Genomic DNA, 15,442 nt, shown 5'->3' on the forward strand with positions numbered 1-15,442 from the left:
TCATATGTGTGACTTGACAAGTTTCGGCGTAAAAGGCCGCCAAGCCACAAAAAGGAGATCCGATGGCACGCATCCCGGACTCAGAGCTTGAGCGGCTAAAAAGAGAAATCCCCATCGAGCGGCTGGTGCTGGGCTTCGGAGTGGAACTGCAACGGCATGGCGCGGAACTGATCGGACGGTGTCCGTTTCACGACGACAAGACGCCTTCGCTCGTTGTTTCGCCGAAGACAAACCTGTGGCACTGCCTGGGCGCCTGCAACGTGGGCGGATCGACGCTTGATTGGGTGATGCGGACCAAGGGCGTCAGCTTCCGGCATGCGGCGGAACTGCTGCGCGCCGATCATCCCTCTTTAGCCGCCGGAGACGGCCACGTCGTTCGCAAAGGAACCGCGGTAAAGCTCGAAGCCCCGGTGGCGCTGGACGCCGACGATCGGCAGACGTTGCGCGATGTCGTCAGCTTCTATCACAAGACCCTGGGCGAGTCGCCGGAAGCACTGCGGTATCTGGAGAGCCGCGGCCTCACGCACCCGGAGATGATGGACCGCTTCCAACTGGGCTTCGCCAATCGCACGCTCGGGCTGACGCTGCCGGACAGGAACCGGAAGGCCGGCGCCGATCTGCGCGGACGCCTGCAGCGGTTAGGCATCCTGCGCGAGAGCGGGCATGAGCACTTCATGGGGTCGGTCGTGTTTCCTGTGATCGATCTGGCCGGCAACGTGACGGAGATCTACGCGAAGGAGATCATCCTGTGCGAGTCGATCATCGACGCGCTGACGTTCTGGTGCGCGGGGTTCCGCAATGTGACGGCCAGCTACGGCGTCAACGGCTTCACGGACGATCACCGGACCGCGTTTCAGAAGCACGGCGTTCAGCAAGTCTGGATCGCGTATGACCGCGATGAGGCCGGCGACGTGGCGGCCGAGCGGCTAAAAGAAGAACTGCTCGCCCTCGGCATTGGTTCGCATCGCGTGCTGTTCCCGAAGGGGCTGGACGCCAACGAATACGCGCGGACCGGCGAGAGCCTGGCTGTGTTGCTGAACCGCGCCACGTGGTGGGAAGGTCCAAAGCCGGCGGCTCAAGAGAAAAGCGCCGAGCCGGAAGTGGAGGCCACGCCGGCAGAAGCACCACCGCCCGTGATTCCTTTCGCCGCTGAGCCGGAAGTCCTCGTCAACGGGGACGAAGTCCTGATTCCACGCGGCGACCGCCGCTATCGCATTCGAGGCCTGGCCAAAAACCTCAGCCCCGAGGTCATGAAGGTGAACGTGCTGGTGTCGAGGCAGGAGGACTTTCACGTCGATACGCTCGACCTGCAGACCGACCGCCAACGTGCCGCCTTCATCAAGCGCGCCGCCGAAGAGCTGGGCCTGAAGGAAGACATCCTCCGCAAGGACGTGGGGCAAGTCTTCCTGGCGCTGGAACGCTTGCAATCGGAGCAGATCCGCAAGGCACTGGAACCAGCGAAACCGGAAGTGGAACTCAGCGAGGAAGAACGCGCCGAAGCGCTCACGCTGTTGAAGGACCCGCGCCTGCTGGAGCGCATCGTCGAAGACTTCGACCGCTGCGGTCTGGTGGGCGAGAAGAGCAACAAGCTTATCGGTTATCTGGCCGCGGTTTCGCGTCATCTGGAATCGCCGCTGGCGGTGCTGGTGCAGTCGTCGTCGGCCGCGGGCAAGAGCACGCTCATGGATGCGGTGCTGGCCTTCGTGCCGGCCGAGGAGTGCATCCGGTTTTCGGCGATGACGGAGCAGTCGCTCTACTACATGGGCAGCATGGACCTGAGACACAAGGTGCTGGCCATTGCCGAAGAGGAAGGCGCGAGCCGCGCCGCTTACGCGCTGAAGCTGCTGCAAAGCGAAGGTGTGCTCTCCATCGCGTCCACCGGCAAGGACCCGGCGACGGGCAAGCTCGTCACGCATCAGTACCGAGTCGAAGGTCCGGTGATGATGTTCCTGACCACGACCGCCATCGACATCGACGAGGAACTGCTGAACCGCTGCCTCGTGCTGGCGGTGAACGAGGATCGCGAGCAGACACAGGCGATCCACCGGCTGCAGCGCGAACAGCAGACGCTGGAAGGCCTGGTCCGCCGGCAGCAGCGGGCCACGCTGATCAAGATGCACCAGAACGCGCAACGCCTACTGAAGCCGTTGTTCGTGGTGAACCCGTTCGTCGACGAGCTGACGTTTCCCGATGCGCTGACACGCATGCGGCGCGACCACATGAAGTACCTGACTCTGATCCGCGCGATCGCACTGCTGCACCAGCACCAGCGCCCGGTGAGGACGAGCCAGGGGCTTTCCTTTATCGAGGTGACGCGGGCAGACATCGCCAAGGCGCAGGAACTCATGGACGAACTGATGCGGCGCTCGCTGGATGAGCTGCCGGCGCAGACGCGCCGTTTGCTGGGCCGCGATGTGCGCGCCCACACCGGCTGGGGCCACACGCAGTTGAAGACGCACCTGCACCGGCTGGAAGAGCTGGAGTACCTGATCGTCCATCACGGCGGACGGGGCCAAACCTTCGTCTATGAATTGAACTGGTCGGGGCTGGAAGAGGAGAAGTCGGGGGCAAGTCGGCCCCAGGTCGGGGTGTTGTCGGGGGCTGGTCGGGCCACGGAAACCCGCATGAATACAGGGGCAAACGGCATTCTGGCGCGAGAACCGCAAAACACCACAGATACCGGGCTGGGAGTCAACGGCGTCGTAACCCTAGCCATAGGAGCCCGGTGAGATGGCCCGCGTGCCCCGGCGCCGGAAGCCGCCAGTTGTGCCGGCGACTCCACTGGCGTCACTGCTGGAGAAGCACTTGGAAGACCTGCGAGTACGGAACTACTCCGAGTACACGGTGAAGAACCGCCGCGTGCACATCGGCTTCTTCCTCGATTGGTGTAACGAGCGCGGCCTGACCGAGCCTGTGGAAGTGACGCGCACGGTGCTGGAGAGCTACCAGCGCCACGTGTTCCACTACCGCAAGAAGAACGGCGAACCGCTGAGCTTCACGGGCCAGCATGACCGCCTGGTGCCGTTGCGGGTGTGGTTCAAGTGGATGGCGCGGCAGCATCACATCCTGCACAATCCGGCCTCGGAGCTGGAACTGCCCCGGCTGGGCATGCGGCTGCCGAAGGCTGTTCTGACGGCCTCGGAAGCGGAGCAGGTGATCGAGCAGACCAACGTACACGACCCGCTGGGCCTGCGCGATCGAGCGATTCTCGAGACGTTGTACTCGACCGGAATGCGGCGGCTGGAGCTGGTGAATCTGAAGCTATGGGATTTGGACCTGGAGCGCGGCACGATAGCCATCCGCCAGGGCAAGGGCAAGAAAGACCGCATGATTCCGCTGGGCGACCGTGCCGCGGCCTGGGTGCGCAAGTACTTGGAGGAAGCCCGCCCGCAATTGGCCACGGAGCCCGATGACAGGATCGTGTTTCTGTCCAACGCCGGCGAGCCATTCTCGCTCGACTATCTCACCGAAGTGGTGCGAGGCTACGTGGAAGCGGCCAATGTCGGAAAACACGGAGCCTGCCATTTGTTTCGGCACACGATGGCGACGCTGATGCTGGAGGGTGGCGCCGACACAAGATTCATTCAGGCGATGCTGGGCCATGCGGACCTGAAGACGACGCAGATCTACACGCACGTGGCGATCCGGCAGCTTCAGGAGATCCACCGGGCGACGCACCCGGCCCGTCTTCCGGAAGTGGTGGAAACGGACCGTCAGGAGCTTCTGAAGGCGATAGAAGCCGAAGACGACGAACCTACCGAATAGGCCCGCCACAGGGCCACCAGAGGGTACACTGGTGGGTACCCGATGCTGGCAGAAAGACAGCGCGCCGCGTCCTTTGTCTTGCCCGTAGCGACCCCTCTGCCCAGGCCCATCCACACATCAACGACAGCGATTCACTTAGCCGGAAACCCGCATCAGGGGGTCTGGAGTTTAGGCACCACAGCCTATAGATGGCAGCCGGCCAGTAACCCGCAGGGCACAAAGGGGATGCCGGTTTGCTTGTACGATTCCGGCAGAGGATCCCATAGTACCGGCAAAGAACGCGATGCCGAGACTGGGCTGGACTATTTTGGTGCCCGGTATTTCTCAGGAGCGCAGGGGCGGTTTACGAGCCCGGATGCACCGTTTGCTGATCAGGACCCTGCTGATCCGCAGAGCTGGAACCTCTACACGTACGCTCGAAACAACCCACTGGTCTTTGTAGATCCTAGCGGACAGTACGTTTGTGGTTCATCAATGTCGGAGCAGCAGTGCAAGGACTTTGAAACGTCCCGCCAGAGCGCGCAAGCTAGCGCCAACGCCGTAAAGGACAAGTACGGCGCGGGTTCTAGTCAGTATAAGAACGCACAAGCTGCAATCGATGCGTATGGCGGTGCCGGAAAGGCCAATGGCGTAACGATTGAGATCGGGAAAACGAAGGGTGGAGGGTCAGTAGCACTTGGAGCTCCGGGGGCCAAAACCGGAGACAATCCGACTGGCCAGAACATAACGGTAACGTTCGCCTCGGGTGGTGCTGCTTCGAGCTCAGGACTGATTGCTCACGAGGGTGTTCACGTTGGCGATGCGTCTGCCTGGACTGCTGCGGGTTTTGCGGAGGCGAAACACCCGTTACTCTACCAGAGCGAATTCAATGCCTATCGTGTCCAAGCTTCGATCGTCGAAGGCGACTACTTGCTCGCAGCAGGGCGAGGGGAGGCGAGCGGTTACATGTACCGGCCAATCACGATGGGAGGCACTCCGTATCTGAACTGGTTTCCGGGCTGGCCCGAAGCCAATGTAACGAACTCGATTAACCGGATGCTCGCTGTGCCGCCTGCTGCTGGCGGGCTTTATGGGTTGACTCCCGCTAGCCGGACACGGATGTACTCCGATCCGCGCCGTCGGAGGTGACAATGAACGCCTTGACCAGCTTGTGGATGTTTTTAGCAATCAGCGGCTTGGGTCTATCGGCTGAGCGTTATCCAATCGAACAGACCAGCGATCCGAGAATCATGTTGAGTGTGGTTGCTGTCAGAAGCCACGAGCCCCCGTTTACCGGAGAAGCGCCGCTGCGCGTATTCCTTCGCCTGGCGAATCGTGGTAGCGAGGAGATCTTCGTAGAAGCATTCGATCTCAGCTCGCGACGGAATGACAGTGCTTTGCTTCATGATGTCTTTGAGGACGGCGTGTGTCCGCACAGCCTGACTCCCGCCTCGGCGAAATCGGCCTCAGAGCCGCTGATTGGCTACTCACGGCTCCATACATATTCCGTCGTTCCGATAGCACCAGCCGGTTCGATGCAGTTCAGTGTTCCTGTTGATCACTTGCAGCGTGGTCGTTGCGTGCGGATCAGGTACTGGATAGGTGGCGGCGGAAGCCCCCCGAGTAATGCGTCGGAGTACAGATACTCGTACGTCAAGGCTGCTGGCCACTGGCTTCGCAATGGGGGCCGGGTCGGAAAGTAACGAGAGGTCTTGGCAGAGCCCGCCGCCGAGCAACGAGGCGGCGGCGCTTCGCTGACCGCCAGTCTTCGCGGGTTGGGATAGTGGCGGTAGCGGAAGCCCGAAGCAGAAGAACGATGCTACGCATCGTCTGAAGGCGTGACAAGCCACCCCAGAATGGGTATTGCGTGGCGGATGCAAACAGTAAGCGGCCGTGCGGAGTTGCCGGCGCCGCCACTACACCTGATGAAATTGATGGAGACCCGCCCGGCGCCGGCTGCGACATAACGGCCGCAGGCAAGGCACCCTCTGGGGGCCGCGCCAGTGGGGGCTCAATGACGGCGCCGCAGGCGCCCTCAACTCAATCCGCAGGCCCCTGACAGAAAGGCGACAGCCTGACCCGTCCCGCTTCGTAAGTAATTGAAAGAACGGACTTTATAGATGACTCCGAGCACTTCGCCTGGGTTTTGGCATGTACTTCCGAGATCCGTCTGGTCGCCTCGCAAGGCGCATAAGCCACGCAGCGTCAATAGTATGCGGCTCACCCTGCGCCTCAACAAGTAAGTAATTCGCACCACGCCATCCTGATTCCAGCCCTGACAATTGCCACTGGGACGCATCAGTTCGAACGCAACGCCGGCCACCGCAAGCCCCTTGATCCGATCCTCTCCGAAGCAGAAACAAACTGACGGGCAGGAGCTACGCGCCCCCGCCCGGACCCACTCCGCGGCTGACTGGGGGAGACAAGGACCCGCACGTCCTTCGCCGCCCTACGGGCGTCTCGTCCGTGCAAATGGAGCGTCTCTTGACCTCCTCCCCCCGACCCCCTCCTCGGCCTGCGGCCGAAGCGGGGGCGCCGTCCTGCGACAGTACCCTGCGGCCGCCGTCGTGCAGCCGCCCGGGAAATGCGACAGCCTGAGAGCCTGTCGGAATGAAATCCACCGCGAAACCTGGCCCAGGCGGCGTCCGGGGCGCCTCCCGGCGATCGTTCCTTCCGACAACCGATCCAACTGCGCCTCCCGATGCGATTGAGCGCTAAATTAGGCCGGTGTTTTCAAGAATTCGGGCCCTATCTCAGCCTCACGCAAGCACCACTTGCGGTTGGTGGCGGTGCAGCTTCCACACGTTCATCGCCATGCAGATCATTTGCCACTCCGCTCTCACTTTTTCCAACCCTCGGAACAGAAATCTACGGAAAGGGTCGCGGTAGGGACGGCCATCACTGGCTGCCCCCCGCACAGATCCGTACGGGCGGTATTACCGCATACGGCTCCTACCTCGGATGCCTGTCGTCAAAGCGAACCTCGGGATAGGGATGGTACAACCGGGGCCGGGGCAACCAGCGTTGGAAGAGTCGAGTCATCCGGTCTGCGCCCAGTCGGCCTTTTTGGCTGCGCCGTTTCAGAACGTGCCACCACAGGCGCCCGATTCGTTCGCGAAACCGGTGCAGGCTCGCCCAGTTGCCCGGGACCGCGTGGTATTGGTTGAACCCTTCGACTACACGCTCCAGCCACTCGCCGACGTGCGGCACCGGCTCGTGCATCCGCGCTCGAAGCGTCTGCTTGATTTGCTGCAGCTTCGCTTCCAGCCGCTTCCTCACCGTCTGCCGCCAGATCGTATAGTGGCCGCGACTGGACCGCCCGCAGCGATGCGTGAAGCCCAGGAACGCGAAGCTCTCTGGTTCGCCCTCCCCCCGTTGTCGCCGGTTCGCCTGAGCAAACCTGCCAAACTCGATCAGCCTCGTTTTCTCCTTATGGAGTTCCAGCCCAAACTTTGCCAGCCGCTCCTCAAACTGCCTGAGAAATTGCTCGGCTTCCGTCCGATGCTCAAACCCCACCACGAGATCGTCGGCGTAGCGGACCACGATCATCTCGCCGGTCGCTGCCTTCTTCCGCCAGGCCTCTACCCACAAGTCAAAGACATAGTGCAGATACACGTTCGCCAGCAGCGGTGAAATCACCGAACCTTGCGGAGTACCCACTGCCGTCTCCGACCACTCGCCGTCCTCGCTTACTCCCGCCTTCAACCATTTCTGGATCAGGCGCAGAATGCGCTTATCGGCGACCCGGTGTTGCACAAACTTCATCGTCCATTCGTGGCTCATCCGGTCGAAAAAGCCCTGAATGTCGGCGTCCAAAATCCAGTTCACCTTCTTCCGCAGAATCCCCACACTCAGCGCATCCAGCGCCATGTGTGGGCTCCGCCCTGGCCGGAACCCGTAGCTGAATCCCCGAAAGTCCTCCTCGTAAATCTCGTTGAGGATGATCACCACCGCCTGTTGGACGACTTTGTCCTCCACGGCTGCGATGCCGATTGGACGCTGCCGCCCGTCGGCCTTCGGAATGTAGATCCGTCTTGAGGGTTGTGCCCGGTACGTTCCACGATGGATCCGGTCCTTCAGATCGGCGAGCCGCTCCTCCAGTCCCTCTCCGTACTGCTGCCACGTCGTCCCATCCACGCCCGGTGCCGCTTTCTTCTGCAGTTGCAGATAGCTTTGCCTCAGCAGATCGATGGTCAGATGGTGCAGCAGCGTGGTGAACTGTTCCTGTTTCCTCCCCTTCGCCACTTTGCGCACACCAGCCAGGCCCTGTGACACACCGTACCCGTCCTGTGCCGGTGGTATGTGGTCCTGCCCGGTGTTCTCCTTGGTTGGCGTCCTTCCCTCCACCCTCTCCGCCGCTTCAGCCTGTTGCTCCGTCGCTTTGTTCGAAGGTTTCATCGGTACTACGACACCATCCGACTCCTCACCGCCGTTCACGCCGGTCTCGTGGCTATCGCCTTTCCCGGCCGGACTGCTCCGATGCCGTGCAGCCGGCGATGAGGTCTCCCGGTTCTCGTGCATGCAGTTTCTCAGCGTGCCTGGGGTCTGCGACTACGTGGGATCCGGAGACGGACTCGCGATTTGCGCCCGCTCCGGCATGGCCTTCCCCTTCTGTCCACAGGGTCGGCATCCCAGAGGGTCATTCTCGAAGCTCAATACCCAGCCCACTGATCCCTCTGTCTACGCTTCGGTCCGCGCCTCGCGACGCGCCCCGCAAGACTCGAGGCCAGGTGGTTCGCTACTCCCTTCCTGTAGGACTCTTGCATTCCCTACTGCATGCCGGTTTATCCCGGCGCTCCGACAGCCTGACCCGTCCCACTTCGTAAGTAATTGAGCGAACAGAGGTTATTAGGAGCTCCGAGCGCTTCGCCTGGGTTTTGGCATCTATTGACGGGATCCGTCCAGCAGCCTCGCCAGACGCATAAGTGACACATCCTCAACGCCATGCAGTACACGCCGCGCCTCAATGAGCGGGCAATGCGACCCAGGCTATCCTGATTCCAGCCATCACAATTGCCACTGGGACGCATCAGTTCGAACGCAACGCCGGCAACCGTAAGCCCCTTGATCTGATCTTCTTCGAGGCCAAGACAGACTGACCGGCAGGAGCTGCGCGCCCCCGCCCGGACCCACTCCGCGGCCGACTGGGCGCAACAAGGACCCGCACGTCCTTCGCCGCCCTACGGGCGTCTCGTCCGTGCAAATGGGGCGTCTCTTGACCTCCTCCCCCCGACCCCCTCCTCGGCCTGCGGCCGAAGCGGGGGCGCCGTCCTGCGACAGTACACTGCGGCCGCCGCCGTGCAGCCGCCCGAATTGACGGCGAGGGCACGCCGGCGGCCGCCTGGACGTCTTCCTCAGGGTAGGAGCCGGCCTGCGGCGCAAGGTGGGGAAGATTTACATAATCGGACGTTATCGTCGGCCGGTTCACTTTTTGGTGGCCTCCGCTTCCGGCTTCGCCTCCAGCTCCGGCACTCCTTCGGCGGCGGCCGATAACGCGCGTTTATGCAAACTTCCCGTCGTTGATCGCCCCCAGTCCTCGGCCCCCCCAGGGGCCTGCGGATAAAATCGATGGCGCCTGCGGCGCCGTCGTCACGCCCCCCACTGGCGCGGCCCCCCAAGGGGGCCTTACCCGCGGCCGCTATGTCGCAGCCGGCGCCGGGCGGGTGTTCGTTGGTTGGTCAGGAATAGTGGCGGCGCCGGCAGCTCCGCACGGCTGCTCGGAAAGCTGTTTTTCTTCTCAGCCGCTACCCGACGACCAGCGGCGGGCCTCGTGCGTCAGAATCATGCTGTCGAGCAGCGACTTGATGACTTTCTTCTCCTCGGCGGAAAACCGTGAGACGGCTTCGAACTGCAAACGTAGGTCGTCATCGGGGCCGCGTTCATCCTTGCCAAACAACAACTGATCGGCCGTAGCGCCCAGAGCGACGGCCAGATTGCGAATCACGTCCAGGGTGGGCTGAGAAGAGCCCGCTTCGTAGCGTTTTAGCTGCTGTACGTGGACACCGACACGTTCCGATAGTTGCTGCTGCGTCAAGCTCTTCTCTTTGCGGAGAGCCGCTAAACGCTGGGCAAAGCCGTTCTCTGTGTGGCGCGGGGGCACAACCGCAGCATAAGAAACCGGTGAGATCGGATTGACCGCTAAGGATTCCATATGTTACGACAATAGTATCATATGTGTGACTTGACAAGTTTCGGCGTAAAGGCCCGCCAAGCCACAAAAAGGAGCTCCGATGGCACGCATCCCGGACTCAGAGCTTGAGCGGCTAAAAAGAGAAATCCCCATCGAGCGGCTGGTGACCGGCTTCGGGGTGGAGCTGCAGCGGCACGGCGCGGAGCTGATCGGCACCTGTCCCTTTCATGACGACAAGACGCCTTCGCTCGTTGTTTCGCCGAAGACAAATCTGTGGCACTGCCTGGGCGCCTGCAATGTGGGCGGATCGACGCTTGATTGGGTGATGCGGACGAAGGGCGTCAGCTTCCGGCATGCGGCGGAACTGCTGCGCGCCGATCATCCCTCTTTAGCCGCCGGAGACGGCCACGTCGTTCGCAAAGGAACCGCGGTAAAGCTCGAAGCCCCGGTGGCGCTGGACGCCGACGATCGGCAGACGTTGCGCGATGTCGTCAGCTTCTATCACAAGACCCTGGGCGAGTCGCCGGAAGCACTGCGGTATCTGGAGAGCCGCGGCCTCACGCACCCGGAGATGATGGACCGCTTCCAACTGGGCTTCGCCAATCGCACGCTCGGGCTGACGCTGCCGGACAGGAACCGGAAGGCCGGCGCCGATCTGCGCGGACGCCTGCAGCGGTTAGGCATCCTGCGCGAGAGCGGGCATGAGCACTTCATGGGGTCGGTCGTGTTTCCGGTGATCGATCTGGCCAGCAACGTGACGGAGATCTACGGGCGCAAGATCACGGCCGGACTGCGCGCCGGCACGCCGCTGCATACGTATCTGCCGGGGCCGCATTGCGGGGTGTGGAACGAAGAGGCGCTCACGGCCTCGAAGGAGATCATCCTGTGCGAGTCGATCATCGACGCGCTGACGTTCTGGTGCGCGGGGTTCCGCAATGTGACGGCCAGCTACGGCGTCAACGGCTTCACGGACGATCACCGGACCGCGTTTCAGAAGCACGGCGTTCAGCAAGTCTGGATCGCGTATGACCGCGATGAGGCCGGCGACGTGGCGGCCGAGCGGCTAAAAGAAGAACTGCTCGCCCTCGGCATTGGTTCGCATCGCGTGCTGTTCCCGAAGGGGCTGGACGCCAACGAATACGCGCGGACCGGCGAGAGCCTGGCTGTGTTGCTGAACCGCGCCACGTGGTGGGAAGGTCCAAAGCCGGCGGCTCAAGAGAAAAGCGCCGAGCCGGAAGTGGAGGCCACGCCGGCAGAAGCACCACCGCCCGTGATTCCTTTCGCCGCTGAGCCGGAAGTCCTCGTCAACGGGGACGAAGTCCTGATTCCACGCGGCGACCGCCGCTATCGCATTCGAGGCCTGGCCAAAAACCTCAGCCCCGAGGTCATGAAGGTGAACGTGCTGGTGTCGAGGCAGGAGGACTTTCACGTCGATACGCTCGACCTGCAGACCGACCGCCAACGTGCCGCCTTCATCAAGCGCGCCGCCGAAGAGCTGGGCCTGAAGGAAGACATCCTCCGCAAGGACGTGGGGCAAGTCTTCCTGGCGCTGGAACGCTTGCAATCGGAGCAGATCCGCAAGGCACTGGAACCAGCGAAACCGGAAGTGGAACTCAGCGAGGAAGAACGCGCCGAAGCGCTCACGCTGTTGAAGGACCCGCGCCTGCTGGAGCGCATCGTCGAAGACTTCGACCGCTGCGGTCTGGTGGGCGAGAAGAGCAACAAGCTTATCGGTTATCTGGCCGCGGTTTCGCGTCATCTGGAATCGCCGCTGGCGGTGCTGGTGCAGTCGTCGTCGGCCGCGGGCAAGAGCACGCTCATGGATGCGGTGCTGGCCTTCGTGCCGGCCGAGGAGTGCATCCGGTTTTCGGCGATGACGGAGCAGTCGCTCTACTACATGGGCAGCATGGACCTGAGACACAAGGTGCTGGCCATTGCCGAAGAGGAAGGCGCGAGCCGCGCCGCTTACGCGCTGAAGCTGCTGCAAAGCGAAGGTGTGCTCTCCATCGCGTCCACCGGCAAGGACCCGGCGACGGGCAAGCTCGTCACGCATCAGTACCGAGTCGAAGGTCCGGTGATGATGTTCCTGACCACGACCGCCATCGACATCGACGAGGAACTGCTGAACCGCTGCCTCGTGCTGGCGGTGAACGAGGATCGCGAGCAGACACAGGCGATCCACCGGCTGCAGCGCGAACAGCAGACGCTGGAAGGCCTGGTCCGCCGGCAGCAGCGGGCCACGCTGATCAAGATGCACCAGAACGCGCAACGCCTACTGAAGCCGTTGTTCGTGGTGAACCCGTTCGTCGACGAGCTGACGTTTCCCGATGCGCTGACACGCATGCGGCGCGACCACATGAAGTACCTGACTCTGATCCGCGCGATCGCACTGCTGCACCAGCACCAGCGCCCGGTGAGGACGAGCCAGGGGCTTTCCTTTATCGAGGTGACGCGGGCAGACATCGCCAAGGCGCAGGAACTCATGGACGAACTGATGCGGCGCTCGCTGGATGAGCTGCCGGCGCAGACGCGCCGTTTGCTGGGCCTAGTGGAAGAGATGGTGAGTGGCGAATGCGGGCGGCTCCGGGTGGACCGGAGAGACTTTCGTTTTAGCCGCCGCGATGTGCGCGCCCACACCGGCTGGGGCCACACGCAGTTGAAGACGCACCTGCACCGGCTGGAAGAGCTGGAGTACCTGATCGTACACCACGGCGGACGGGGCCAAACCTTCGTCTATGAATTGAACTGGTCGGGGCTGGAAGAGGAGAAGTCGGGGGCAAGTCGGCCCCAGGTCGGGGTGTTGTCGGGGGCTGGTCGGGCCACGGAAACCCGCATGAATACAGGGGCAAACGGCATTCTGGCGCGAAAACCGCAAAACACCACAGATACCGGGCTGGGAGTCAACGGCGTCGTAACCCTAGCCATAGGAGCCCGGTGAGATGGCCCGCGTGCCCCGGCGCCGGAAGCCGCCAGTTGTGCCGGCGACTCCACTGGCGTCACTGCTGGAGAAGCACTTGGAAGACCTGCGAGTACGGAACTACTCCGAGTACACGGTGAAGAACCGCCGCGTGCACATCGGCTTCTTCCTCGATTGGTGTAACGAGCGCGGCCTGACCGAGCCTGTGGAAGTGACGCGCACGGTGCTGGAGAGCTACCAGCGCCACGTGTTCCACTACCGCAAGAAGAACGGCGAACCGCTGAGCTTCACGGGCCAGCATGACCGCCTGGTGCCGTTGCGGGTGTGGTTCAAGTGGATGGCGCGGCAGCATCACATCCTGCACAATCCGGCCTCGGAGCTGGAACTGCCCCGGCTGGGCATGCGGCTGCCGAAGGCTGTTCTGACGGCCTCGGAAGCGGAGCAGGTGATCGAGCAGACCAACATTCACGATCCGCTGGGCCTGCGCGACCGAGCGATCCTCGAGACGTTGTACTCGACCGGAATGCGGCGGCTGGAACTGGTGAATCTGAAGCTATGGGACTTGGACCTGGAGCGCGGCACGGTAGCCATCCGCCAGGGCAAGGGCAAGAAGGACCGCATGATTCCGCTGGGCGACCGTGCCGCGGCCTGGGTGCGCAAGTACTTGGAGGAAGCCCGCCCGCAATTGGCCACGGAGCCCGATGACAGGATCGTGTTTCTGTCCAACGCCGGCGAGCCATTCTCGCTCGACTATCTCACCGAAGTGGTGCGAGGCTACGTGGAAGCGGCCAATGTCGGAAAACACGGAGCCTGCCATTTGTTTCGGCACACGATGGCGACGCTGATGCTGGAGGGTGGCGCCGACACAAGATTCATTCAGGCGATGCTGGGCCATGCGGACCTGAAGACGACGCAGATCTACACGCACGTGGCGATCCGGCAGCTTCAGGAGATCCACCGGGCGACGCACCCGGCCCGTCTTCCGGAAGTGGTGGAAACGGACCGTCAGGAGCTTCTGAAGGCGATAGAAGCCGAAGACGACGAACCTACCGAATAGGCCCGCCACAGGGCCACCAGAGGGTACACTGGTGGGTACCCGATGCTGGCAGAAAGACAGCGCGCCGCGTCCTTTGTCTTGCCCGTAGCGACCCCTCTGCCCAGGCCCATCCACACATCAACGACAGCGATTCACTTAGCCGGAAACCCGCATCAGGGGGTCTGGAGTTTAGGCACCACAGCCTATAGATGGCAGCCGGCCAGTAACCCGCAGGGCACAAAGGGGATGCCGGTTTGCTTGTACGATTCCGGCAGAGGATCCCATAGTACCGGCAAAGAACGAGATGCCGAGACGGGGTTGGATTATTTTGGTGCCAGATACTTCAGTGGGGCGCAAGGCAGGTTTACCAGCCCGGACCCGATCATGGCTAGTGCCAAGGTGAGCAATCCGCAGAGTTGGAACCGATATTCCTATGCGTTCAATAATCCCCTGCGGTTCACCGACCCGACCGGGATGTACGTATGCGAAGGGACCGCAGACCAGTGCAAGCAGTTTGAGAAGAGTCGTGCGGCGATCCTGAAATCGAAAGATGGCGACGCAGTTCGAGCAGCAAAGGCGTATGGAAAAGCTGGCGAAAAGAACGGTGTCAGTGTCGGGTTCGCTGACAAGCTCAACGACCGGGGCGGGACCGTTTCGCGCGTTGGCGGTGGCCTTGAAGTCGATCCAAACAACGAGGGTCACTTCCGGGCGACGCTCAACGTCATGATCCAAAGCGACAATATCGGAAACCAAGAGACGATCGCTCACGAGGGTAGCCACGTCGCTGACTATCAGGATTTCGTGAAGAGTATCGACTTCGCTGGCAACATGGATCAATCCCTCAACATCACGCACATGGCAACCGAAGTGCGTGCGTATGAGTTGTCTGTTCGCTATGCGCTTTCAGGCAACAGCAGCCTCAACTTCGGTCCATGCGGCGGCGTAGGAGGGGAATGCAAATTCTCGCCAGGCATGATGCCAGCGGTTCGGGATCAGAAGATCATCGACTTGTTGACCGACCCCCGAAACAAGTACACCGGATTGAACACGGTGCTTTACCCCGAATTGCTTAAACCGCAGCAGAAGTGAGGTTAGGGCGCATGAGACGTTTGGTCATTCTCGGCGTAGTCGGTTTCGGATTTGTCGCTGGAGTCTGCTGGAGCCAATCGCAGCCTTCCGGGGCAGTCGATCTGTGCACGGTCGCGACAAACATCCAGGTCTACAGCGGCAAGCCAGTTCGGCTGACAGCGTTTCTTGGGGCAGGAGCAGAGCAGGACGTACTCTATGATCCGAAGTGTCGCAACGGTGAGCCGCTGGTGTACGTTTCCTTCAGCCCCAAGGTAACGGGGCAGATGAAAGCACTCCATCGAATCATCAAGAAAAAGCGTTATGCGCTGGTGACTATCGAAGGTACGATGCGTGGACCTGAACCAGTGAAACTTGATCCCAAGTTACCGGACTGGCTCAAGGATCGCTTCAAAAATGCGCCGAAGCGATACGGCCATCTTGATTCGCTAGAAATGATGATCGAGGTTGGAAGGCTCGTGGATGCTAAAGACGTGGACGACGGCATGAAAGCGGCGGCAAAATAGGGCGCTGCGCTGGTCGCCGACTC

At 61.9% G+C, this 15,442-nt stretch carries 10 protein-coding genes; 7 read left to right on the top strand and 3 right to left on the bottom strand.

What is annotated here, in order from left to right; all coding sequences use genetic code 11:
* Positions 1 to 62: 62 nt before the first annotated feature.
* The 3 genes from IRI77_RS35220 (at position 63) to IRI77_RS35230 (ending at position 4,893) form a co-directional block, all read left to right on the top strand.
* A complete protein-coding gene (locus IRI77_RS35220) occupies positions 63 to 2,729 on the top strand; it encodes a CHC2 zinc finger domain-containing protein (protein ID WP_194449595.1) in 2,667 nt (888 codons plus the stop codon).
* Between the two features lies 1 nt (position 2,730).
* Entirely contained in the window at positions 2,731 to 3,765 is a 1,035-nt protein-coding gene (xerC, locus tag IRI77_RS35225; protein WP_194449593.1) for a site-specific tyrosine recombinase XerC, read from the top strand.
* 237 nt (positions 3,766 to 4,002) lie between these two features.
* Positions 4,003 to 4,893, top strand: a complete 891-nt coding sequence (locus IRI77_RS35230; RefSeq protein ID WP_228486486.1) for an RHS repeat-associated core domain-containing protein — start codon at positions 4,003 to 4,005, stop codon at positions 4,891 to 4,893.
* A gap of 1,610 nt (positions 4,894 to 6,503) precedes the next feature.
* Here IRI77_RS35230 and IRI77_RS38795 read toward each other — a convergent pair.
* From IRI77_RS38795 to IRI77_RS35245, 3 genes are all read right to left on the bottom strand, one after another.
* The gene (locus IRI77_RS38795) at positions 6,504 to 6,662 is read right to left on the bottom strand and encodes a transposase (RefSeq protein ID WP_407674023.1); all 159 of its coding nucleotides are present in this window, start codon (positions 6,660 to 6,662) and stop codon (positions 6,504 to 6,506) included.
* A 34-nt stretch (positions 6,663 to 6,696) separates the two neighbouring features.
* Complete coding sequence (gene ltrA, locus IRI77_RS35240; RefSeq protein WP_228486824.1) at positions 6,697 to 8,142, bottom strand: group II intron reverse transcriptase/maturase; 1,446 nt, start codon at positions 8,140 to 8,142, stop codon at positions 6,697 to 6,699.
* A gap of 1,339 nt (positions 8,143 to 9,481) precedes the next feature.
* Complete coding sequence (locus tag IRI77_RS35245) at positions 9,482 to 9,844, bottom strand: helix-turn-helix domain-containing protein (RefSeq protein ID WP_407674022.1); 363 nt, start codon at positions 9,842 to 9,844, stop codon at positions 9,482 to 9,484.
* 130 nt (positions 9,845 to 9,974) lie between these two features.
* Here IRI77_RS35245 and IRI77_RS35250 point away from each other — a divergent pair, with 130 nt between their 5' ends.
* From IRI77_RS35250 to IRI77_RS35265, 4 genes are all read left to right on the top strand, one after another.
* On the top strand, positions 9,975 to 12,812 hold the full coding sequence (locus IRI77_RS35250; RefSeq protein ID WP_194449599.1) for a CHC2 zinc finger domain-containing protein: 2,838 nt from the start codon (positions 9,975 to 9,977) through the stop codon (positions 12,810 to 12,812).
* A gap of 1 nt (position 12,813) precedes the next feature.
* A complete protein-coding gene (gene xerC / locus IRI77_RS35255) occupies positions 12,814 to 13,848 on the top strand; it encodes a site-specific tyrosine recombinase XerC (protein ID WP_194449600.1) in 1,035 nt (344 codons plus the stop codon).
* A gap of 237 nt (positions 13,849 to 14,085) precedes the next feature.
* Positions 14,086 to 14,916, top strand: coding sequence for an RHS repeat-associated core domain-containing protein (locus tag IRI77_RS35260; RefSeq protein WP_228486487.1), 831 nt, complete (start codon positions 14,086 to 14,088; stop codon positions 14,914 to 14,916).
* Positions 14,917 to 14,927: 11 nt separating this feature from the next.
* On the top strand, positions 14,928 to 15,419 hold the full coding sequence (locus IRI77_RS35265; protein WP_194449602.1) for a hypothetical protein: 492 nt from the start codon (positions 14,928 to 14,930) through the stop codon (positions 15,417 to 15,419).
* Positions 15,420 to 15,442: the final 23 nt, after the last annotated feature.

Source organism: Paludibaculum fermentans, assembly GCF_015277775.1.
GTDB lineage: Bacteria > Acidobacteriota > Terriglobia > Bryobacterales > Bryobacteraceae > Paludibaculum > Paludibaculum fermentans.